We start from the raw sequence: 22,358 nt of genomic DNA, 5'->3' as shown, positions 1-22,358 counted from the left end.
CGGCAGGATGGGCGTGGATGCCCTACCGAGAGGGCGCGCACGAGGGCGGTGAACGATGGCCCGTACCGACGAGATGACGCCGGCCGCGGTGGCCCGGACCGGTATCGAGCTGAACGGCATCGAGGTCATCGCCGAGAGCGAACGCTCCGGTAAGCCCCGCGCGTTGTTCTGGCCCTGGTTCGCCTCGAACATCTCGGTTCTCGGCGTCAGCTACGGCGCGTTCACGCTGGGCTTCGGGGTCTCGTTCTGGCAGGCGGTGGTCGCCGGCGTGGTGGGCATCGTCGTCTCGTTCGCGCTCTGCGGCGTGATCGCACTGGCCGGCAAGCGCGGCTCCGCGCCGACGATGGTGTTGTCCCGGGCCGCCTTCGGCGTCAACGGCAACCGGCTCACCGCGGCGCTGTCCTGGCTGCTGACCGTCGGGTGGGAGACGGTGCTGGTCATCCTGGCCACGCTGGCCACCGCGACCGTGTTCACCCGCCTGGGCTGGGGCGGCGGCACCGGGACGAAGGTGGTCGCGCTCATCGTCGTCTCGGCCATCACGGTCGCGGCCGGTGTCGCCGGGTTCGCCGTGGTGATGCGCCTGCAAACGGTGATCACCCTGGTCACCGCGGTGCTCACGGTGGTCTACATGGTGCTCGCGGCCGGGCACATCCACTGGCCGGCCGTCTCGTCGCTGCCCAGCGGCTCCACCCAGCAGGCGATCGGCGCGCTGGTGTTCCTGATGACCGGGTTCGGGCTGGGCTGGGTCAACGCGGCCGCCGACTACTCCCGCTACTTACCCCGTACGGCGTCGGGTCGTGGCGTTTTCGGCTGGACCACGTTCGGCGCCGCGCTCGGGCCGGTCGTTCTGCTCATCTTCGGGCTGCTGCTGGCCGGTTCCTCGCCGAGCCTGTCCGAGGCGATCGGCGCCGACCCGATCGGCGCGCTGACCACGCTGCTGCCGACCTGGTTCCTGATCCCGTTCGCGATCGCCGCGGTGCTCGGCCTGATCGGCGGCGCGGTGCTGGACATCTACTCGTCCGGCTTGGCCCTGCTCACCGCCGGCGTGCGCATCCCGCGGTATCTGGCCGCCGGTGTCGACGGCGTCCTGATGATCGCCGGCACGATGTACGTGGTGTTCTTCGGCAGCAGCTTCATCGGCGCGTTCCAGGGCTTCCTCATCACGCTCGGCGTCCCGATCGCGGCCTGGTGCGGGGTGATGGTGGCCGACGTGGCGATGCGCCGCAAGGACTACGCCGAGGCCGAGCTGTTCGACCCGCGCGGACGTTACGGAAACGTGCGGGCGCTGCCGTTGACCCTGGTCGTCGCGGGCACGGCGATCGGCTGGGGCCTGGTCACCAACACGTACGCCGGCTGGCTGAGCTGGCAGGGCTATCTGCTCGGCCCGCTCGGGCTGGGCGGCCGGGAGGGTGACTGGGCCTTCGCCGGCCTGGGCATCCTGGTGGCCCTGGTGATCGGCCTGGTCGGCACGCTGATCGGCAGCGCCCGAGCGGTCCGGCGTCAGGAATCCCGGTAGGCGGCACGCCAGGCGCGTTCGTGTTCCGACTCCGGTTCCGGGGTGAGCACCATCAGCACGTGCTCGCCCGGGTCGCGGACGTGCAGATAGGTCACGCCGAACTCGACGGTTCCGGCCCACGGATGGTGGAGCCGCTTGTGGCCCCGGTCGGCCAGCGACACCGCCTGCTCCGCCCACACCCGGCGGAAAAGGTCGCTGACGGCCGCCATCTCCGCGGCCAGCCGGCGCACGTCCGGCCGCTCGCTTCCGAACAGGCGCATCACCCCGATCAGGTCGGCGGTGATGCGCGCCCAGTCGTCGCCGTGCAACGGGCGGGCCGCGGGGTCGGTGAGCATCCAGCGGATCAGATTGCGCTCCCGCGGCGGCAACGCGGCGAAATCCGTGTAGAGCAGGCGGGCGCCCCGATTGGTGGCGACCACGTCGAAGCCGAAGCTCAGCAGCAGGGCCGGCGACGGGTCCAGCGCCCGCATCAGGTGCCGGGTCTCCGGGCGTACGACAGAAGGGTTTGACGTGGGGCGGGGTGCCGGAGTGGCCAGGCGGTGCAGATATCGCCGGTCGGCCTCGGGCAGCCGCAGCGCGCGGGCGATCGCATCGAGCACATTGGACGATGGAGTCGGATGCCTGCCCTGTTCCAATCGCGTGTAGTAATCCACGCTCATGCCGGCGAGCCGGGCCAGTTCGTCGCGTCGCAGCCCGCTCACGACCCGCCGCCGCGTGCTGACGATGCCCGCCTCGCCGGGTGTCGTCCGCTGCCGCCGCAACCGCAGAAACTCCCCGAGCGCGGCATTGCTTTTCATGCTTTCCCCGTACGCCCGTGGGCCGCGAGCCGGTCGAGAATTCGCTTCACGGCGGATGTTACGACGCGCTGTCCGCCGCGTTCCGGCCGGAGACGAGGCTCACCCTTCCGGCAGTCCCGCGATGTGTTCGATCCGCGCCTGCAAGACGCCGGTCTCGCCGGGGGCGATATCGGCCTTGAGTGACAGGCTCACCCGCGGCGCCTTGGCCGCCACCACGTCGACGGCTCGTTTGATGACGGCCATGACCTCGTCCCACTCACCTTCGATGGTGGTGGACATGGGGTCCGTCCGATTGGGCAGCCCGGACGTCCGCACCACGCGGATAGCCTCGGACACGATTTCCGAAACCGACTCGACCGCGCCGAGCGGCGTTACTGAGAATGCGATCAACACGGCGCTCATTTTCCGGCACGAGAGAAGAGGCCGGCACCCCTATGTGGCGAAGGCCCCATGCGACTTTCCGGCGTTTGCCATCGGTAGCGGGAATGAGCGCGACGTCCGAAAACCGCGCGGTCAGAATGGAAACCGTGAACGGTATCCGGATCCGGCATCGCGGAAACGAGCCGCGCGTGCACGGACGAAACCGGTGAAAGCCGTCCTCAATCCGGCCTGTTGACCAGCCGGTCCCGGGCCTTGTACCGCGCGCTGAGCTGCGCATGCTCGGTGTCGCGTTGCCTCTTGGTCAGCTCGGCCCGCAGCCGGTCGAGCCGGCCCGGCAGCTGAGTCACTTTCGGCAACTCGCCGTTCAACCGCCGGATCGCCGTGACATCACCGACCGTTTTCGGCAGCCGGTCGAGCACCGCATCATTCCATTGTGGACGGGGTGCGACGGCCTCCAGGGCCAGCTGCACGGCCCGGACCGCCTTGCGTGCCTCGACGAGACGGTCCGGATACCGGTAGCGGGCAGCCTCGGCGTCGTCGCCGTTCTGGGCGGCGGCCCGCGCCGTGCTGGCCAGCAGGCCGATCGGGTGCCGCATGGCCTGACACTCGCGCGCCGCGTGGGCACAGCTCTCGATGAGGCGGGCGCGGGCCTCGTAACGCGGATCGATGCGCGGCATCAGCGACTCGAGCAGGTTGTCGAAGCGGCGGTCGAGGTCGCGGACGTCGTCCTCCCGGGCCTTGACCGCCACCCTGGCCTCGGCGGCGATCTCCCGGGCCTCGCGAAAGGCGGCGCCGGTCGCGCTGTCCCGGTTGAACCACCGCTCCCACAGCGTGCTGCTTCGTTTGATCTCGGTCACCCGCGTCTGGGTCTCCGCCGCCGTCCGCACGGCCGCCGCCAGCGCGGCGCGCGCACTCCGCATCTTGGCGAGGTACGGGGCCAGCCGGGCGCGGTCGCCATCGGTCAACATGCCACCACTCTAAGTGGACGACCGCGACCGGGTGTATCCCGATTGAACGTTTCAAGGCGCCATGTCAACTTCGTACTACTGCAGGTACACATCGGACTAGGGCGCGACATCGGCGCGGATGGATGATCGGGCGAGCCCACCAATACCAACCTCTGCCCAGGAGGTCCACAAGTGAATCGTTTCACCCGTAGCAGAACGACGTTAGGCGTCGTCGTCACGGCATTGCTCGTGGCCGGGTCCGGCACTCCCGTCGAAGCCGTCGAGGCCGCCGGTAAGTACCCGGCCGGCTGCCCCTGGATGGACGCCCACAAGACCGCCGACCAGCGAGCCAAGCTCCTCCTGCAGCACGCCACCCTGGACCAGAAGCTGCGCTGGCTCGACGAGCAGGCCGCGAACTCGCCCGCCCAGACCTCGTTCAGCGGCGTCACCTATCCGGTCCAGGTCCCGTGCACGCCGACGGTCGTCTACACCGACGGCCCGGACTACGTGCGCGGCTCGGCCGGCGTGACCGTCTTCCCGGCTCAGCTCGCGCTTGCCGCTTCCTGGGACGACAAACTCGCGTACACGAAAGGCAAAACGCAGGCCGATGAGGCCTTCCGCTCCGGCAAGAACGTCATTCTCGCGCCGGGCATCTCCAGTTCCCGTACGCCGCTGGCCGGTCGCACCCCGGAGTACCTCGGCGAGGATTCGCTGCTCAGCGGCAACCTGGCCGCGGCCGGGATCAACGGGCTGCAACTCGGCAACAAGAACGCCCCGGTGATGGCCGTGGTCAAGCACTACGTCGCGAACGAGCAGGAGCTCGACCGGCAGACCAGCTCCTCGGTCATCGACGGGCGCACCCTGCGCGAGGTGTACAACCAGCCGTTCGCGATCGCGGTGGCCAAGGGCGCGCCCGGCGGCATCATGTGTTCCTATAACCAGATCAACGGCGCGTACGCCTGTGAGAACCCGATCCTGAACAACCTGCTCAAGGGCGACACCGGCTTCGACGGCTACGTGACCTCCGATTTCGGGGCCGTGCACTCGACCGGACCGTCGCTGACCAACGGCCTCGACCAGGAGCTCAACCGGCCGCGCTTCTACACGCCGGCCACCATCGCGGCCGCCTTGGACGCCGGGCAGGTCTCGGCGGCACAGATCGACGGCGCCGCGTTCCGGGTCGTGCGCGCCTACATCGCCGCCGGGCTCTTCGACCACCCGCTGCCGGCCACCCCGTCGACCTCGGCTTCAACCCCGCAGAACAAGGCCGTCGCGCAGAGCGTCGCCGAGCAGGGCTCGGTGCTGCTGAAGAACGACGGCGCGACGCTCCCGCTGTCCGGCAAGTCGAAGACGGTCGCGGTGATCGGCCAGACCGCTTCGAACACCCCGACCAACGGGGTCAGCGCCGGCACCATCTGCGCCGAGGGCCGGGACAACTCGGCCGCCTGCCCCAACCCGGTCGCACCGCTGGACGCCATCACCGCCCGCGCCGCCACGGCCGGTACGACGGTCACCTACAACAACGGCGCCGACCCGGCCGCCGCCGCGGCGACCGCCGCCTCGGCCGACGTCGCGGTGGTCTTCGGATACGCCAAGCAGGGCGAGTTCGCCGACCGCACCACCCTGGCCCTGGACGGCAACGGGGACGCCCTGATCGCCGCGGTCGCCGCCGCCAACCCGAACACCGTGGTGGTCCTGGAGACCGGCACGGCCACGACGATGCCGTGGCTGGCGAACGTCAAGAGCGTCGTGGAAGCCTGGTACCCCGGCGACCAGCAGGGCACCGCGCTGGCCCGGCTGCTCTACGGCGACACCGACTTCTCCGGCCGCCTCCCGATGACGTTCCCGAAGTCACTCGCCGACATTCCCACCAACACGCCGGCGCAATACCCCGGAACCTTCTCCGACGGCTCGACCACCCGGCCGGCCGGCACCAGCGAGATCCGTCAGGTGAAATACACCGAGGGCCTCAAGGTGGGCTACAAGTGGTACGACGCGCAGGGCATCGAACCGCTCTACCCGTTCGGCTACGGCCTGTCCTACACCAGCTTCGGCTACCAGAACGTCCGGGTCGCGCCGCCGGTGAAGGGCACCGTCTCGGTGAGCTTCGACGTGCGCAACACCGGAAGCCGCGCCGGAACCGCCACCCCGCAGCTGTATCTCACGCTGCCGGCGGCCACCGGTGAACCGGGCAAGCGGCTCGTCGGCTACGCCAAGGTGAGCCTCAAGCCCGGTCAGAGCACCCGGGTCCGGCTCACCATCGACGCGGCGTCGCCGGACCACCCGCTCGGCTTCTACAACACCGCCACGCACGCCTGGGACGTCGCGCCGGGCACCTACGGCGTACAGGCCGGTGCCAGCTCCCGCGACCTGCCGCTGAGCGGATCGTTCACGGTCTCCTGATCCGATGGGGCGGGCTGCTCACACCTCCGGGGTGAGCAGCCCGTTCGTCAGCGACGCCGCGGTCAGGTGGCGGTAGCCCACCGAGTCGAACGCGATCACCAGCTCGTGGTCGTCCTGGCTGAGCAGCGTGCCCGGCCCCCACAGCTTGTGCCGCACCCGCTGACCCGAGGTGGCCGGCCGGTCCGTGAAGGTCGGCGCCGCCGCCGGGTGGTCGTCGTTGTCGCACGAGTTGCAGGGCGGCTCGTACTGCTCGCCGAAGTATCCGAGGAGGTCGGCCCGCCGGCAGTGCACGGTCTCCGCGTAACCGCGGGCCGCCTCGATCCGTGACTTCAGGATCGCCTGCCGCCGGTTGCCGGCCGCGGTGACCTGCCGGAACGCGTCACCCATCGGGGCCGCCAGCACGGCGTTGTTGCCGTCCGGCCGCACCAGACCAAGTTCGAGCAGCTCGTCCACGACACGTTCGACCGACGCCCGGCTCACCCCGCTCGCCTCGGCCAGCTCCTTCACGGTGACCCGCCCGCTGGCCGCCTCGATCGCGTCGACGACCGAATGCACCGCGGCGTCACCCATCTTCGACCGCGCCGCCAGCAGCCGCGGAATCCGGATGCTCCGCGGGTCGTAGACCAGCACCGCGGTCGCCGGTTTGCCGTCCCGGCCGGCCCGCCCGATCTCCTGGTAATACTCGTCCAGGCTGCTGGGCACGCCGGCGTGCACCACCGTGCGGACGTCCGGCTTGTCGATACCCATCCCGAACGCGCTGGTCGCGACGACCACGTCGAGCTCGCCCGCGAAGAAGGCGTCCTGGATCTCGTTGCGGCGCGCGGCGGAGAGCCCGGCGTGATAGGCCTCGGCCTTGTACGCGTCGAGGCGCAACCGCTCGGCCACGCTCTCGCAGCGGGCGTGACTGAGCGCGTAGACCAGTGCCGGACCATCGTGTGCCAGCACCACCTCGACGGTACGGTCGTCGATCGCCTGGTCCTCGGGCAGGTCGTGCCGCGCCCGGCGCACCGACAGCGCGATGTTCGGCCGGTCGAAGTCGGAGACGATGACCTGGGCGTCACGCATCCGCAGCTGCCGGGTGATGTCGGCCTGCACCGGCGGGGCCGCGGTCGCGGTCAGGGCCAGCACCGGCGGGCGCCCGACGGCCTCGACCACATCGGCGAGCCGCAGGTATTCCGGCCGGAAGTCGTGCCCCCACTCGCTGACCAGATGCGCCTCGTCGACCGCGACCAGCGTGATCGGGCGCGGGCTGCCGACGATCGCGGCGGTCGTCTCGGCGTTGGCCAGCTGCTCCGGCCCGAGCATCACGAAGTCGACGCGGCCGCCGGCCAGGTCGTCGAGCACCGCCGCGCGATCGGCGTGGTGCTGCGACGAGTTGAGCATCGCGGCGCGCACCGAGCCGCGTGCGGTCATCGCCCGGAGCTGGTCGTGCTGCAGGGCGATGAGCGGCGACACCACCACGGTCAGCCCGCCCAGAGCGAGCCCGCCGACCTGGTAGATCGCGGTCTTGCCGCTGCCGGTGGGCAGGACGGCCAGGGTGTCACCGTGTGCGGTGAGTGCCTCGAGCGCCCGGCGCTGGGCCGGTCGCAGGGTGATGCCGAGCACGTCGGCGGCGATCTGATCCAACTGATTCATCGCGCCGAATGGTACTCGGGTTCAAATTTGTGACGGAGGCGTCGCGACCTTGACCGGGCCCCGCGACCTGCGAAAGTGTCGTGCCGATGATCGACTACCGGCTCGGCGAGGAGCACGAGGCGCTGCGCAAGTCCGTGGCGGCGTTCGCTCGCGACGAAGTCGCGCCGGTTATCGGCGATTTCTACCAGCGAGAGGCTTTCCCGTACGAGGTGGTCGCGAAGCTGGGCCGGATGGGATGGTTCGGGCTGCCCTTCGCCGAACGCTACGGCGGCACCGGCGGCGACTATTTCGCGCTGTGCCTCGCCGTCGAGGAACTGGCCCGCGTCGACTCGTCGGTCGCGGTCACCCTGGACGCCGGGGTCTCGCTCGGCGCGATGCCGATCTACCGGTTCGGCACCGAGGAGCAGAAAAGCCGGTGGCTGCCCCGGTTGGCGACCGGCGAGATGATCGGCGCGTTCGGCATGACCGAGCCGGGCGCGGGTTCCGACGTGGGAGCGGCGCGCACCACGGCCGTCCTCGAGGGCGACGAGTGGGTGCTCAACGGGGTCAAGGCGTACGTGACGAATGGCGCAACCGACGTCACCGGCGTGATCGTGGTGACCGCGGTGACCGACGGCTCGCTCTCGATGATTCTCGTGCCGGCCGGCACGCCGGGTCTGCGCGCGGCGCGGCGTTACTCCAAGGTGGGCTGGGCCGCGACGGACACCCGAGACCTGCAGTTCGACGCCGTACGCGTCCCCGCCGCGAACCTGCTCGGCAAGCTCGGCAACGGCCACGCGCAGGCGCTGTCCGTGCTCGACGAGGGGCGGATCGCGTTCGCGGCGCTGGCGGTCGGCCTCGCCCAGGGTTGCGTCGACGAAAGCGTGCGCTACTCGCACGAGCGAGCCGCGTTCGGCCGGCCGATCGGCAAGTACCAGGCCATCCAGTTCAAGATCGCCGACATGGAGGCGCGGACGCACACCGCGCGACTGGCCTATTACGCGGCCGCCGCCCGGATGCTGCGCGGCGAACCGTTCAAGCGGGAGGCCGCCATCGCCAAACTGGTCTCCGCGAACGCGGCCATGGACAACGCGCGCGACGCGACCCAGATCTTCGGCGGCAGCGGCTTCATCAACGAGACCCCGGTCGCCCGTTTCTACCGCGACGCCAAGATCCTCGAGATCGGCGAGGGCACCAGCGAGGTGCAACGTATGCTGGTCGCGCGCGAACTCGGCCTCTGACCCCGCGAACCCGGCCCCCCTTCGGCCGTTGTTCCCTGTGAAGTGTGATCAAGGCTGGTCCGGGCGCAATGCCCAAGATCACATCGGTGGGAGGGTTGATGGACGGCGGCCTCGCGGCTCGTAAGACGATGGACGAACTGCTGCCCCAGCGTTTGGCGCGGCTGCGGACCGCAACCGGCCTGCCGGTCGTGTTCGGCGGCGCCACCCACGAGGGGCTCGACGACGAGCAGCTCCGCCTCGACTACCTGATCGGCACGGTCGGCGACTCGATGCGCGGACTCGTCGTGCAGCCCGGAAAAGGGCTCGGCGGCAGTGTTCTGCGTCACCGCACGCCGCAGCGGGTGAACGACTACGCCACCACGGTGGCGATCACCCACGAGTACGACCGGGCGGTGCTGACCGAGGGGCTCACGTCGGTGTTCGCCATTCCCGTGCTGGTGTGGGGCCAGGTCCAGGGCGTCGTGTACGGCGCGGTCCGCGACCGCCGGCCGATCGGCGACCGGACGCTGCAGACCGCGATCGCCACGGCCAACCAGCTGCGCCGCGACGTCGAGGCCAAACTCGGGCCGAGCCCGCTCGAATCGCCGTCCGGGGCGCGCAGCGCGGTCGCCGAGCTCGCCGCCGTGATCCGCGACACCAGCGATCCGGAGATGCGCGAACGGCTGATCCGCATCCGGCAGGACCTGATCGCCTCCGCGGCCCGCGTCGGACGGTCGAAACCGGTGCTGACGCCGCGCGAGACCGAGGCGTTGCGGTTGGTGGAACTGGGCGCGAGCAACCCGGAGATCGCGGCCAAGCTCGGCCTGAGCCTGGAGACGGTGAAGGCGTATCTGCGCTCCGCGATGCGCCGGCTCGAGGCGCACACCCGCGCGGCGGCGGCGCAGCAGGCTCGGTTGCACGGCTTGCTCTGACCCGTTTCAGGCCGTGATTACGTCGGCCACCTGATGGGGAAAGTCCATCGAGACGAACGTGCGGCCGCCGGGCACGGGCGTGAGCGTCGCGTCCGGGAACGCCGCGGCGAGCCGCTGGGCGAAACCGATCGGGAAGTACGGGTCGGCGTCGCCCCAGACGAGGCGTACGGGCTTGGTGAAGTTCGTCAGGCGGCCGGCGACGTCGAGCAGTTCGTCCGGGCGCATCGCGCTCATCAGCTTGGCGGCGTCGCGCCGGATCGCCGCGTCGCGAAGGGCGGGCTCGATCCAGCCGCGCGTGATCGCCGGGTCCGGCGGCCGGACGAACAGCCCACCGAAGCCGCGCCGGCTGTGCCGGATCGCCGTCGGCCACAAGGCTGCGGCCAGCGGTTTGATCAGCGCCGCGTGACTGCCGATTCGGACCAGCCCGGCGAACGCACGCGGCGGGAACACCTCGAAGGCATCACAGTTGGTGAGGACCAGCCGCCCGATCCGGCGATCGTCACGGTCGATCGTGAACTGGCACAACGCCCCGCCGGTGTCGTTGCCGACCAGCGTGACGTCGTCGAGGTCGAGGGCGGCGAGAAACTCGCTGATGATCGCGGCCTGGCCGCGCGGGCTGAGGTCGGCGCCGGGTCTCATCGCGACGCGGTGCGAGCCGAGCGGCCAGGTGGGCGCGTAGCTGCGGATGCCACGCTCGGCGAGCACGCCGGCGACGCCGGTCCAGAGCTGGTTGTCGACGAGGAGGCCGTGCACGAACACGACCGGCGGCAGCGCGCTGTCGTCCGGGCCGGCGACGCGGTAGGTGATGGTCCCTTGCGCGAGTTCGACGTGCATCAGCTCAGCCCCTTGAGGAGGGCGTCCAGCCCGAGACGCCAGCGACGATCGACCGATTGCGGGGAGGCGCCGAGGCGTTGCGCGCTCTCCGCGGCGGCCATCCCTTGAACGAACTCGAAGAGCACGTGCGCGATGTCGGTCGGGTCACCGTCGAGCTGCCCCGCGTCGACAGCGTCCCGCACGCGCTGCACGAAGATTTTGCGCACCTTGATCCCGGCCTTGTGGTCCTCGGGCGTCGGGTCGAAATCAGCGAACGGCCGCGAGAACATGACCTGAGCCAGTACGGGATTGCCGACGACAAACCCGCGAAACGCCTGGGCGGTGCGGCGCAGGGCGGCAAGCGGATCGGCCGCCGCGTCGTGGGTCTCGTCGCCCGCCGCCGTGCTCGGCGCCAGGGTTGTCGCGGCGTCGCGCGCGTCTGGGCTGGTCGCGGCCGCGATGTGTGTTTCCGGGTTTGCCGCCCTGCTCGGCGTTGCGGTTGTCGCGGCCTCGCGCGCGCCTGCGGTTGTCGCCGCGGCGTCGAGGTCGTCGCCCAGGACGCGGAAGCCGTGGAAGAAGAGCTCGCGGATGAGGCCGGCCTTGTCGCCGAACACCTCGTAGATCGCCGGGACCGAGGCCTCGGCGCGGCGGGCGACCGTGCGCGTGGTCAGCCCCGCCACCCCCTCCTCGGCGAGCACGGCCAGGGCGCTGGCGAGACCGCGTTCGCGGAGCGTGTCGGTGCGCTGCTTCAGCCGCGGCATGAGGCTACCGTACCACCGTTACGGAACACTGTTACGGAACGGTATAAAGGAGGGGTGACAGACGCCGTCCTGCAGCTGCTGCGCGAGCGCAAGCAGCACCGAAGCACTCCCGGACACCGCCGCGACAGTGCCCGCGTGGTCCTGCTGATCGAGGGCGGGAGCTCGCGCGGCGCCATCTCCAGCGGGATGACCACCGCGATCGAGGACCTCGGGCTGCTGCCGCTGTTCGACGCCGTCTACGGCAGCTCGGCGGGCGCGCTCAACGGGGCGTGGCTGCTCTGCGGGCGAGCCGCCAGCACCATGCACGCCTGGTGGGACCCGATAATCATGCGAGCCACCATGGATCCGAGGCGGGCGCTGCGCCGGCGCCCGGTCGTGGACACGCGATGGGTGGTGCACACGCTCTACACCGAGATCGTGCCGATGGGCTTCCAGGAGATCCTGGACAATTCCGTCGAGTTCCACCCGATCGCCACCGACGCCCAGACCGGCGCCGCGACCGACCTGCACGACCGGCTCCGCGACCGGGCCAGCCTGCAGGCCGCGCTCCGCGCCTCGACCGCGATGCCGCTGCTCACCGGCGACCCCGTCGAGATCGACCAGCGCCGTTTCGTCGACGCCGGCGTGAGCGAGGCCGTCCCGGTCCGAACGGCCCTGTCCCAGCACGCCACGCACATCGTCGCGCTGCGCACGAAGCGTACCGACGAAACCGTCACCCCACCCTCCCGAGGCGAACGTCTGGTCTTATCGCGCTGGTTCACCCGGCGGGCCCCCGGCGCGCTCGACCCGTGGCTGCGCCGCGTCGCGATCAGAGCCGAGGAGGAGCGCTTGCTGGCCGCCCACCCGGCCACACTGCAGATCCGCCCGCCGCTCGGCAGCGTCCGCGTCGGCCGCACCGAGCGCCGCCCAGACGTCCTGCGCGCCGCCGTCCACACCGGCCGCAAGGCAGCCTTCGACGAGCTCCACCTCTGAACATCTTTCGCGCCAGAGCCCCATCGCTGATCGACTTGCTTTCGCCCCCGTCGCGGCGGCGCGCTTCCGCCGGTGGCTGTGTCGGCGCTGCCGATGACAGCCTGGAAGGTCCCCGAAGCTCGCGGTCGGTGTCGCAGTGCGGCAGCCGTGATTGCAGTGCGGTGGCGGTGACTGCAGTGCGATGGGGCGTGCAGTGCGGCGGCCGTGGCTGCAGCCCGTGGGCGGTGGCTACAGCCCGTGGACTGTTACTGCAGCCCGACGACCGTGACTGCGGCCCGGCGCCGGGGGTAGCGATCGGCAGCCTGCCTAGCACCACGGCAGACCGAACGTGCATTGCCACGCGGCGACGGACAACCCGCATGATCGATCGGCGTCCGCCGCCCTGCGAAACTCACAATGTGGGACCCGTGTTCGTTCTGCGGGACTGGCAGCCACATCGTGGCCACCCGGTCCGCAGTGTGGGACCAGAGTCCACAGTAGAGGGAAATTTTCTCCAGCTCTGCGCCTTTTGTTCAGGCGCTTTCCCTGACGATTTGTAGACCTTGGAGACTTATGGTCGGCATGTGGGCGTAACTCTCCAAGGTCTCAAGAAAGTCCAGAATGTGGTTGGGCCCGCCGCATAGTGGGATTGATGGACGAGGCGCGCGTCGACCTGGCAATCGTGCAACGGCTCGTTGGTCATCTCGGCGGCCGCGTTGGTCGCCGCTTGACGCTCGCCGGTGGCCGGTGGCCGGTGGCCGGTGGCCGGTGGCCGGTGGCCGGTGGCCGGGGCAGAGGGTGCCCGTGGCGGTTTCCGATCCCCATTGTGGTTTGCACGACTGTCGCTGGTCCGTGGTGTGAGCCCGCCTTCGCCATGGTCGGGTTTCAATGTCGGCGCTGACAGATCTCGGTGCCTTTACCGCCTCCCGTCCCCATCTATGATCATCTCTTCCTGGGTGAAGGGGGAGTGGGTGGGACGGCGGAGCTGGCGGCGAGCCAGGAGCGGGCGGCAAGGGTGGGGCGGTGTCATTCGGTGGGCCGGCGCCGTCGGAGTTGGCGTGGTCGGGGTTGGTCTGGTCGGGGTTGGGCTGGTCGGGGTTGGCCTGGTTGGAGCTGGCCTGATTGGAGTCGGGCTGGTCGGGGTTGGTCTGGTCGGGGTTGGTCTGGTCGGGGTTGGCCTGGTTGGGGTCGGGCTGGTCGGAGCCGGTGTGGTGCGATGGGATGCCGCCGGATGAAAGGGCTGCCGCGCACCACAGTGGGATGGAGCATGGTGGTCTTCGGCGTGATTGCCGTCGTGCTCGGCGTCGTCGGGGTCGTGCGGCCGGAGGCGCTGCTGGCCCTGCTCGGCTTTGAGGTGGTTCCGGCGCACGCGCGTGCTTCGGGCGACTACACCCGCGTCTTCCTGACCGCGTCCTCGATGGCGTCGCTCAACATGGGCGTCTACTACCTCGTCGCGGCTGCTACCGAATGGCGGCCGTTCTTCCGGTTCACGGTGGGGTTCCGGCTGTTGACCTTCACCGTGTTCACGACGCTGGTGTTGCTGGGCGACGCGCCGGCGCGATTCTTCGGGGTGGCGCTGTGGGAGGGGGTGGGCGCCGCCGCCACCGGGCTCGCGCTCCTGCATGACCGCCGTACCGCGGCGAGCTTGGCACGCGGCTGAGCGCCCGCTTGACCATGCGGTGAGGCGACCGGCTCGGGCGCGAGACCGCTGGACCTACGGGCGGGGGACCGCTGGACCTGCGCGCGGGGGACCGCTGGACCTGTGCGCGGGGGACCGCTGGACCTGCGCGCGGGAGACCGCTGGACCCGCGCGCGTGAGACCGCTGGAACTACGGCGCCGTCCACGCCGAGCTCAGGGCGCGCTCCAAAATCCGTCGCCACCCGGGCGGGGCGGACTGCTCGCGGCCGCCCGTGCCGGCCAGCCAAAGCAGGCTGACCAGGTCGTCCTCGGTGAAGTTCGGCGACAGCGACCCGTCCGCATGCGCCTCCCGGACCAACGTGCGCCCGAGATCGGTCGACGTGGCGCAAATGTCCAGGAGTGCCGAAGCCTCCGGGTAGCGCCGCAGCACGGAGTCGTTCAGGGCCGGGTCGTCGCGCAGCAGGCTGAACATGCCGTGCACGAAGCTTTCCAGCCGTGCCCGCGGCGTCGGCTGTGAAGTCGCCGAGGCGGCCAGCTCCTGCAGACGCGTTCCGACGACCCCGGGGATGACCGCGTCGATCAGTCCCTCGCGCGACCCGAAGTGGTTGTACAGGGTGCCGATGCTGACGCCCGCGCCCTTGGCGATCTCGTACAACGACGCGTCCAGCCCCTTCGCCAGAAACAGCTCCATCGCCGCCGAACGCAATTTTGCCGCGTTGTCGCGCGCGTCACGCCTGGGTGCCCGCGTCCCCGTCATGCTCCCGCCCCCGTCATGCTCCCGTCCCCCAAACATGCTCCCGCCGGATCTGTCCCGAAGAACTTGAGGGCCCCCTCAACTTAGTGCTAGCTTCGTTCCTGAGCGGTACTCAACTTACCGGAAGGTGGCCCCGAATTGGGATCGCGTCTGACGATCGACGTCTGGGCGGACGTCCTCTGCCCCTGGTGCTACCTCGGCGAACAGCGCTTAGGCGTGGCGATCGGGAAGTCCCCGCACGCCGCCGACATCGACCTGCGAATTCACACTTTCGAGCTGGACCCCACCGCTCCCACCACCGGCACCCCGCTGCTCGAGATGCTCGCGAAGAAGCTCGGCGTCCCCACCGCCAAGGCCCGCGAGATCGAGGAGGGCATGGTGCGTCTGGCCACCGCCGAGGGCCTCCCGTACGAGATGGATCGCCTGTTCGCGAACACCTTCGACATGCTGCGTCTCGTGCAACTCGGCAACGCGTACGGGCTCGGCTGGGATTATCTGCGTGCCATGCAGGCCGAGATGTTCGGCGGCAACGCCGGAATTTACCAACACCCCACGCTCGTACGCCTCGGCGAAGAGCTCGGCCTGCCCGGCGCCGAGATCCGCGACGTCCTCGCCACCGACCGTTACGCCGACGAGGTGCGCGCCGACCATAATGCCGCCATCCGCCTCGGCGCGCGCGGCGTCCCGTTCACCGTTTTGGGCAACCGGCTGGGCATTCCGGGTGCCGTCAGCACGGTCCAGTACGCCGCCGCCATCGACCAGGCATGGGAGCAGACGAATGCCACACGATGAAACCCGCGAACCGGTGACACTCTTGCAATTGGTCGTGGCCGAACCGGCCGGCTACTGCGACCCGCAGACGGGGCTGTGTGTGATGCCGGGAGCAGACGAAGACGGAGAAGCCGATGGAGACTTGGGACGCGATCAGGGCCCGGCGCAACGTACGTGATTACACCCGGCAGGCCCTGTCCGAGGAACAGCTGACCCGGATCGCCGAGGCAGGCTGGCGCGCGCCGTCGTCCTCGAACCGCCAGCACTGGGATTTCGTCGTCGTCACCGACCGTGACAGTCTCGGGGAGCTGGCGACGGTCTGGAACCACGCGGGCCACATCGCCGGTGCGGCGGCCGCGATCGCGCTGGTCCTGCCCGCGACCGACGACCAGCGCACCCGGGCGACCGACGCGTACGACCTGGGCCAGGCGACGTACGCCATGATGCTCGCCGCCGCGGATCTGGGCATCGGCACCGGGCACTCGTCGGTCGGCGACCAGGTCAAGGCCCGCGAGATCCTCGGCATCCCGGACACGCACGACGTGGCGTACATGATCGGCATCGGTTATCCCGCCGATCGGCCGCTGCGCCCCGTCGTGCACCCCAGCCGCCGCCCGTTTGAGCAGGTCGTGCACCGCGAACGCTGGTAGTTATGGTGGAGCGGTGCCGAGGACGTCGCTGAGCAGCGCGATCCGGGAGGTCGCCGCCCGCGACCCGGTGCTGGCCGGGCTCATCGCCCAAGTCGGGCCCATCCGATATCTCCCGCTTTTCCCGGATGGGCCGTTCGGCATGCTCGTCCGCTCGATCATCTCGCAGCAGATCTCGGCCGCCGCCGCCCGAGCCATCATGGCCCGCGCGGCGGCCGCCCTCGGCGGTTCGTTCACGCCGGAGGGCTTCGTCGCGACGTCCGACGAGGTGTTGCGCACGGCCGGCTTCTCCCGCAACAAAATCGCTTCGGTACGGGATCTGTCCGCCAAGGTGCTCGACGGTACGGTCGACGTCAACCCGGCGTCCCACCTGAGCGACGAGGAGATCATCGACCGGCTGATCACCGTCCGGGGCATCGGGCGGTGGAGTGCCGAGATGTACCTCATGCACTGCCTGCGCCGCCTCGACGTCTGGCCGGTCGGCGACCTGGACGTGCGCGCCGGCTACGCGCTGACCTGGCAGATCGCCCCGCGCCCGACGGCCAGGGAGCTCGAGCCGCTGGGCGACCGTTTCCGTCCGTACCGCTCGGTCGTCGCCCGGTACTGCCAGGAAGCCGTCTTCCTGCGCCAGCAGCGGGTAGCCGAACGCGTGGTGACCGGAAAATGAACCCTTCCCGCTGAGCCCCGGACGGTGTCCGGCGCCGTTCTATCCTTCCGGCTGTCTCACTGCGTTTGCGCCATGAGGAGCCAAGGAAATGCCACGAGCCGGACGATTAGCCGTGGCGGCGGCCCTCACGCTCGCCGCCGCAGCCGCGTGTACATCGGCCCCCCAACCGCCCGGGGTCGAAGTCGCGCGAGGCCATTGCGGCGTGGGCTGGGCCAAGCCGACCGGCGGTGACCAGACCATCCAGGTGCACAACACCGATTCTGTGACGATGGAGGTCCAGCTGGTCGACCCGGCCTCGCACGGGATCTACGCCGAGATCGAGTCGCTGGCGCCCGGCACCATCCGGCCGTTCCATCTGGTGCTCGGCAACGGCACGTACGCGTTCACGTGCCTGCCGGACGGCGCCGACGTGGAGACCGGACCAAGCGTGACCATCAAGAACGGACCGGCCACCGGCGCGAAAGCGATCGCCCCGGTCTCGGAGACCGACCTGGCCCCGGCGGTGAAGACCTACCGTGCGCACGTGAGCGGCGGCATCACCACCCTCGCCGCGGACGTCACGACCTTGCGTACGGCGCTGGCCTCGGGAGACCGGCACCGATCCGAGCAGGCCTGGCTGGTCGCACAGATGGACTACAACCGGCTTGGGGCGGCGTACGACACGTTCGGTGATGCGGCGGACGCGATCGACGGCACCCCGGACGGACTGCCCGCAGGCGTACGGGACAAGGATTGGGCTGGTCTGCGCCGGATCGAGTTTGGGCTGTGGCACGGCGAGTCGCTGCCCGCGCTCGGATCGCTCGCGGCGAAGCTGTCCGGTGACGTGGCCGGCTTGCGGCACGACTTCGGCACCGAGCGCACCGACCCCAACGACCTGCCGCTGCGCTCGCACGAGATCCTCGAGAACACGCTGCAGTTCGAGCTGAGCGGCGCCGAGGACGAGGGCGCGCACGCGGAGCTCGCGGTCATGTCGGCCAATCTGGACGGCACCCGGATGGTGCTGGACGCGATCCAGCCCGAGATCCAGCCGCGGTTCCCGGCCTGGCCGGCGGTCCTCGACGAACTGTCCACACTGCAGAAGCTGGTCGACGCCCAGCACAAAGCCGGCACGTGGAAGCCGGTGCAGAGCCTTTCGGTGTACGACCGCGAGAAGCTGGACGGCACGCTCGGCCAGTTGCTGGAAGATCTCGCCCCGATCGCCGCGATCGGCGAGGTACGGAGGACACAGTGAGCAGCAACCGCCGCGATTTCCTGCGCGGTCTAGGAGCCGGCGCGGCCAGCGTGGCCATCGGCGGTGGTCTGCTGAAGCAGACGCCGGCGTTCCACGGGATCCACCAGGCCGGGATCGTCACGCCGCCGCAGGCGCAGGCCACCCACGTCGCGTTCGACGTGCTCGCGGACAACCGCCAGGACCTGGGCGAGCTGCTGCGCACGATCACCGACCGGGCCCGTTTCCTGACCACCGGCGGCACCCCGCCCGAGATCGGCATCGCCGGGCCGCCCAGCGACTCCGGCGTGGTCGGCCCGTCCGTGCCGGGCGACAACCTGACCGTCACGCTCGGCGTCGGCGCGTCCCTGTTCGACGACCGGTACGGCCTGGCCGCGCGCAAGCCCGCGGCGCTGACCGCGATGCCGGCCTTCCCGGACGACCACCTCGACCCGGCCCGCACGCACGGCGACATCTCGCTTCAGCTGTGCGCCGACAATCGAGACACGGTGGTGCACGCGCTGCGCGACATCGCCCGGCACACCCGCGGCGGCATGCAGATCCGGTGGCGGGCCGACGGTTTCGTCTCGCCGCCGCGGCCGGAGGGCACGCCGCGCAACCTGATGGGCTTCCGGGACGGCACGTCCAATCTGGACATCACCGATGCCGCGCAGATGGACCGGTTCGTGTGGTTGCCGGACGGGAGCTCGTACCAGGTCATCCGCATCATCCGGATGCTTGTCGAGTTCTGGGACCGGGTCAGCATGGTGGAGCAGGAGCGGATGTTCGGCCGCCGCCGCGACACCGGGGCGCCGCTGGACGGCAACCACGAGAAGGACACCCCGGACTTCGCGGCCGACCCGGTCGGTGAGGCGATCCCGCTGACCGCGCACATCCGGCGGGCCAATCCCCGGACGCCGCAATCGGAGCCGAGTCGCATCCTGCGCCGTCCGTACAACTACGACAAAGGCGTGGACCCGGTCGGCGACCTGGACCAGGGATTGGTATTCGTCTGTTTCCAGCGGGACCCGGACAAGCAATTCGCCGAGATCCAGCGCCGGCTGGCAGGGGAGCCGCTGGTCGACTACATCCAGCCGGTCGGCGGCGGCTACTTCCTGGCGCTGCCCGGCGTGCGCGACGCGAACGATTATTTAGGGTCATATCTATTTAACTAGCAATCGAATACTTAGGATCTGCCTTACTTCACGTCACAATCGATTCATTCAGGTTTTTGCTCGGTGCCGCCTCGACGGTGGTGAACTGCGATGGCCGGCGACGAGAGTCCCTGCCGCACAGTTTCACTGACAGGGAGGCGAGCATGGGTTTACCACCCATCTCCTGGAATCGCACGACGAAGATCGGGGCGGTCGCGGCCGCCCTGGTCCTCGCGGCCGGAGCGGCGGCCGCGACACCGGCCTTCGCCGGGCAGGATGCCCACCACAAGGCCCCGAAGGTCCCGCAGGCACGCACGCCGATTCAGCACATGGTGGTCATCTTCGACGAGAACATCTCGTTCGACCACTACTTCGGCACGTACCCGAAGGCCGCGAACACGGACGGCACCACGTTCAAGGCGGCCAAGGGCACGCCGTCGGTCAACGGGCTCTCGAAGTCGCTGCTGACCAAGAACCCGAACGCGTACGACCCGAGCCGGCTCACCCACGAGCAGGCGCTGACCTGCGACCAGGACCACGGGTATGCCAACGAGCAGAAGGCGTACGACGGCGGCAAGGCGGACAAGTTCGTCGAGTTCACCGGGCACGACACCTGCACCGGCGCCCCGGTCATCTTCGGTGAGCCTGGTCTGGTGATGGACTACTACGACGGCAACACGGTCACCGGGCTCTGGAACTACGCCCAGCACTACTCGCTGAACGACAACTCGTACGACACGAACTACGGGCCGTCGACGCCGGGTGCGCTGAACCTGGTCTCGGGTCAGACCCACGGTGTGTACGCCGTCGACTCGAAGACCGGTAAGAAGGTGACCGACGCGTACACCGTCGCGTCGCCCAACGCCAAGGGTGTCGGCACCGTCATCAACGATCCGGACCCGGCCTTCGACGACTGCTCGGACACCAACCACACCAGTACCAACGCGCTGGCCGTGATGACCGGGAAGAACATCGGCGACAAGCTCAACGACGCCGGTCTGACCTGGGGCTGGTTCCAGGGCGGCTTCAAGCCGACCGGTAAGGCCAACGGCTACGAGGTCTGCGGGGCGACGCACCAGAACGTGGGCGGCAACTCGGTGGTGGACTACAGCCCGCACCACAACCCGTTCTCGTACTACGAGTCGACCAGCAACCCGAAGCACCTGCCGCCGTCGTCGGTGAAGAACATCGGGCACACCGACCAGGCGAACCACAACTACGACCTGACCGATTTCGACGCCGCGGTCAAGGCCAACAACCTGCCGGCCGTGAGCTACCTCAAGGCCGGCGAGTACCAGGACGGTCACGCGGGCTACTCCGACCCGCTGGACGAGCAGGCGTTCATCGTGCACACGATCAACGAACTGCAGAAGTCCAAGGACTGGCAGTCCACCGCCGTCGTCATCGCGTACGACGACTCGGACGGCTGGTATGACCACGTCGGCCCGAAGGTGGTCAACGGCTCGCACGACGCGGCCACCGACCAGGCCCAGTGCCAGACCAAGTCGTCCGACGGCGGATACGCCGACCGGTGCGGCTACGGTCCGCGCACCCCGCTTCTGGTCGTCAGCCCGTGGGCGAAGACCAACCACGTCGACCACACCCTGACCGACCAGACCTCGATCCTGAAGTTCGTCGAGGACAACTGGGGCCTGGGCCGCATCGGCGACTACTCGTTCGACAGCCGCGCCGGCTCGCTGGACGGCATGCTCAACTTCAAGGGCAAGCCGAACACCAAGCCGCTGCTGCTCAACGAGACGACCGGCGCCGTCAAGAAGTAAAAGCCTTTCTCCCTCGCCGGCGGCGTCGCCCATCCAGGGCGGCGCCGCCGCTTGATACGTGTCGCGCGACGCATTGTCTGTCGTATTCGAATTCCGGCTCGCACGGTCGGGGAAAGGGGGATACGACCTGAGGGGATCATCCACTGCGGCGAATGCACGTCCGACCCGCACGCTACCGCCCGCGGCTAGCAGTCGCGTTCGGCCAAGCTGATCAGCGACCGCATCAGGCCGTCCAGCGTGCGCGGATCCCAGCCGGTGATCTCCTGCCAGCGCGCCAGCCGATATTTGACGGTGTTCGCGGCAAGGTCGAGGCTCTCGGCACTCGCCGCGATCGAGAAATTATTGCCCGCGTACGCCCGTACGGCGTCGGCGAGGTGCGGAAAGTCCTCGCCCGCGTCGGTGTGCGTCAGGGGTGCCAGCCGCTGGGCATGCGGTAGCAGGGTCGCGAGCAACCAGTCCTTCTCGAAATGGACGGCGGTGCCCCGCCGGTGGGCCAGCGTGAGGGCCCGTTCCGCGTCGGTGAGGCTGTCCGCGGCCCCGGCCAGCCCGGCCCGCGGCAGGCCCACCCCGGCGACCGTGTGCTCGCCGAGCAACGCCAGAGCCGTGGCGACCGAGATGCCCTGCACGGTCACCGTCAGCACACCCGCGAGGACGACCACCGCGGCCGGCTTCGGCAGCGCCCGGCGCAGGTCCCGCAGCGCCTGCGACGTCCAGCCGTCGGCCGACGCGCAGATGACCTGGAACGTGCCGGCCGGGGCGAAACCGAGCGTCCGCGCGGCCGACTCGACCGCCTCGGAACCAGCGCCGCCGTGGGCGAGGCCATGCACGAAGGCGCGGGCGTTCTCCTCCCGGTCGGTGCGCGCCGTCGCCGACGCGTACCCTTCGCCGATCGCCGCCGTGATGCGGCGCGACCAGGCCAGCATGATGGTGACGACCGGTACGAGATCGGCCTCCCCGGCCGGCTCGCGGGCGACGACCCGGTCCCGCAGGCTGCTCCACAGGACGTCGAACCCGGTGTCGTACCCGCCGATCATCGTCTCGATCGGGATGCCCTCGGCGGCGCGCTCCAGCCCGCGTGCGGTCACCGGCCGGACGTCGATCGGTGCGGGCCGTCGATGCTCGCGAAACGCGCCGATGATTTTTCGCATCTCGTACGCCGCGGTCACGGTGTGTTCCGCATTGTCGAGGACGGCATATTCCGGGAACTCGCGCCGAATGCGAGCGACCGCGTCCGCCGCCAGATCGTCGACGTCGAACAGCAGCTCCGCGCAGACGCGGTCGACGAGATTCGAGCCATTCACCCGCGCGAGACTACTGAACGGCCGGCCGTTGTCCGCGGTGAAAAACGCCACCTGTGCCGCGATGAACCGGGCACTTCAGGCCGTCGGAAAAGCCGGATGGCC

The 22,358-nt window shown here is 69.7% G+C and carries 20 protein-coding genes; 12 read left to right on the top strand and 8 right to left on the bottom strand.

Annotation, left to right across the window (positions count from 1 at the left end; genetic code table 11):
- Window positions 1-55 precede the first annotated feature (55 nt).
- Window positions 56-1,516: a cytosine permease gene (locus HH310_RS01275; protein ID WP_248293551.1), complete on the top strand. Its 1,461-nt coding sequence runs from the start codon at window positions 56-58 to the stop codon at window positions 1,514-1,516.
- Here the strand turns inward: HH310_RS01275 and HH310_RS01270 are convergent.
- From HH310_RS01270 to HH310_RS01260, 3 genes are all read right to left on the bottom strand, one after another.
- The gene (locus HH310_RS01270) at window positions 1,501-2,313 is read right to left on the bottom strand and encodes a helix-turn-helix transcriptional regulator (protein WP_169173487.1); all 813 of its coding nucleotides are present in this window, start codon (window positions 2,311-2,313) and stop codon (window positions 1,501-1,503) included. The genes HH310_RS01275 and HH310_RS01270 overlap by 16 nt on opposite strands.
- Window positions 2,314-2,412: 99 nt before the next feature.
- A complete protein-coding gene (locus HH310_RS01265; RefSeq protein ID WP_169173486.1) occupies window positions 2,413-2,706 on the bottom strand; it encodes a thiamine-binding protein in 294 nt (97 codons plus the stop codon).
- Window positions 2,707-2,912: 206 nt separating this feature from the next.
- Window positions 2,913-3,662, bottom strand: a complete 750-nt coding sequence (locus HH310_RS01260; protein ID WP_169173485.1) for a hypothetical protein — start codon at window positions 3,660-3,662, stop codon at window positions 2,913-2,915.
- Between the two features lie 171 nt (window positions 3,663-3,833).
- Between HH310_RS01260 and HH310_RS01255 the strand changes: the two genes are divergently transcribed.
- On the top strand, window positions 3,834-6,044 hold the full coding sequence (locus tag HH310_RS01255; RefSeq protein ID WP_312033740.1) for a glycoside hydrolase family 3 C-terminal domain-containing protein: 2,211 nt from the start codon (window positions 3,834-3,836) through the stop codon (window positions 6,042-6,044).
- An 18-nt stretch (window positions 6,045-6,062) separates the two neighbouring features.
- On the opposite strand, the gene HH310_RS01250 is transcribed toward HH310_RS01255, so the two are convergent.
- Window positions 6,063-7,679, bottom strand: coding sequence for a RecQ family ATP-dependent DNA helicase (locus HH310_RS01250; protein ID WP_169173484.1), 1,617 nt, complete (start codon window positions 7,677-7,679; stop codon window positions 6,063-6,065).
- Window positions 7,680-7,768: 89 nt separating this feature from the next.
- Between HH310_RS01250 and HH310_RS01245 the strand changes: the two genes are divergently transcribed.
- Together HH310_RS01245 and HH310_RS43455 are read left to right on the top strand one after the other, a co-directional pair.
- Window positions 7,769-8,899 (top strand): acyl-CoA dehydrogenase family protein, encoded by a 1,131-nt coding sequence (locus HH310_RS01245; RefSeq protein WP_312033786.1) that lies wholly within the window; start codon window positions 7,769-7,771, stop codon window positions 8,897-8,899.
- An 86-nt stretch (window positions 8,900-8,985) separates the two neighbouring features.
- Window positions 8,986-9,810, top strand: coding sequence for a LuxR C-terminal-related transcriptional regulator (locus HH310_RS43455; RefSeq protein ID WP_169173482.1), 825 nt, complete (start codon window positions 8,986-8,988; stop codon window positions 9,808-9,810).
- 6 nt (window positions 9,811-9,816) lie between these two features.
- Here HH310_RS43455 and HH310_RS01235 read toward each other — a convergent pair whose 3' ends face one another.
- Together HH310_RS01235 and HH310_RS01230 are read right to left on the bottom strand one after the other, a co-directional pair.
- Complete coding sequence (locus HH310_RS01235) at window positions 9,817-10,644, bottom strand: alpha/beta fold hydrolase (RefSeq protein WP_211191604.1); 828 nt, start codon at window positions 10,642-10,644, stop codon at window positions 9,817-9,819.
- On the bottom strand, window positions 10,644-11,384 hold the full coding sequence (locus HH310_RS01230) for a TetR/AcrR family transcriptional regulator (protein WP_169173481.1): 741 nt from the start codon (window positions 11,382-11,384) through the stop codon (window positions 10,644-10,646). The genes HH310_RS01235 and HH310_RS01230 overlap by 1 nt, the downstream gene beginning before the upstream one ends.
- A gap of 54 nt (window positions 11,385-11,438) precedes the next feature.
- Here HH310_RS01230 and HH310_RS01225 point away from each other — a divergent pair, with 54 nt between their 5' ends.
- The gene (locus HH310_RS01225) at window positions 11,439-12,356 is read left to right on the top strand and encodes a patatin-like phospholipase family protein (protein WP_169173480.1); all 918 of its coding nucleotides are present in this window, start codon (window positions 11,439-11,441) and stop codon (window positions 12,354-12,356) included.
- A gap of 1,210 nt (window positions 12,357-13,566) precedes the next feature.
- Complete coding sequence (locus HH310_RS01220; RefSeq protein WP_169173479.1) at window positions 13,567-13,995, top strand: hypothetical protein; 429 nt, start codon at window positions 13,567-13,569, stop codon at window positions 13,993-13,995.
- A gap of 169 nt (window positions 13,996-14,164) precedes the next feature.
- Here HH310_RS01220 and HH310_RS01215 read toward each other — a convergent pair whose 3' ends face one another.
- Window positions 14,165-14,665 carry a TetR/AcrR family transcriptional regulator gene (locus tag HH310_RS01215; protein WP_211191603.1) on the bottom strand — a complete coding sequence of 167 codons (501 nt, stop codon included), beginning with the start codon at window positions 14,663-14,665 and terminating at the stop codon, window positions 14,165-14,167.
- A 201-nt stretch (window positions 14,666-14,866) separates the two neighbouring features.
- Here HH310_RS01215 and HH310_RS01210 point away from each other — a divergent pair, with 201 nt between their 5' ends.
- The 6 genes from HH310_RS01210 (at window position 14,867) to HH310_RS01185 (ending at window position 20,955) form a co-directional block, all read left to right on the top strand.
- Complete coding sequence (locus HH310_RS01210; protein ID WP_169173477.1) at window positions 14,867-15,520, top strand: DsbA family protein; 654 nt, start codon at window positions 14,867-14,869, stop codon at window positions 15,518-15,520.
- A gap of 113 nt (window positions 15,521-15,633) precedes the next feature.
- Window positions 15,634-16,149, top strand: a complete 516-nt coding sequence (locus HH310_RS01205; RefSeq protein ID WP_169173476.1) for a nitroreductase family protein — start codon at window positions 15,634-15,636, stop codon at window positions 16,147-16,149.
- 13 nt (window positions 16,150-16,162) lie between these two features.
- Window positions 16,163-16,813, top strand: a complete 651-nt coding sequence (locus tag HH310_RS01200; RefSeq protein ID WP_169173475.1) for a DNA-3-methyladenine glycosylase — start codon at window positions 16,163-16,165, stop codon at window positions 16,811-16,813.
- A gap of 202 nt (window positions 16,814-17,015) precedes the next feature.
- Complete coding sequence (locus HH310_RS45185; protein ID WP_169173474.1) at window positions 17,016-18,044, top strand: EfeM/EfeO family lipoprotein; 1,029 nt, start codon at window positions 17,016-17,018, stop codon at window positions 18,042-18,044.
- Window positions 18,041-19,195 (top strand): iron uptake transporter deferrochelatase/peroxidase subunit, encoded by a 1,155-nt coding sequence (gene efeB / locus HH310_RS01190; RefSeq protein ID WP_169173473.1) that lies wholly within the window; start codon window positions 18,041-18,043, stop codon window positions 19,193-19,195. Before HH310_RS45185 ends, efeB begins: the two co-directional genes overlap by 4 nt.
- Before the next feature lie 143 nt (window positions 19,196-19,338).
- Entirely contained in the window at window positions 19,339-20,955 is a 1,617-nt protein-coding gene (locus HH310_RS01185; RefSeq protein WP_169173472.1) for a phospholipase C, read from the top strand.
- Between the two features lie 185 nt (window positions 20,956-21,140).
- On the opposite strand, the gene HH310_RS01180 is transcribed toward HH310_RS01185, so the two are convergent.
- The gene (locus tag HH310_RS01180) at window positions 21,141-22,256 is read right to left on the bottom strand and encodes a helix-turn-helix domain-containing protein (RefSeq protein ID WP_169173471.1); all 1,116 of its coding nucleotides are present in this window, start codon (window positions 22,254-22,256) and stop codon (window positions 21,141-21,143) included.
- Window positions 22,257-22,358: the final 102 nt, after the last annotated feature.

This window comes from Actinoplanes sp. TBRC 11911 (genome assembly GCF_012933445.1).
Classification (GTDB): Bacteria; Actinomycetota; Actinomycetes; order Mycobacteriales; family Micromonosporaceae; genus Actinoplanes.
This window is presented reverse-complemented; position numbering and strand designations above follow the sequence as displayed.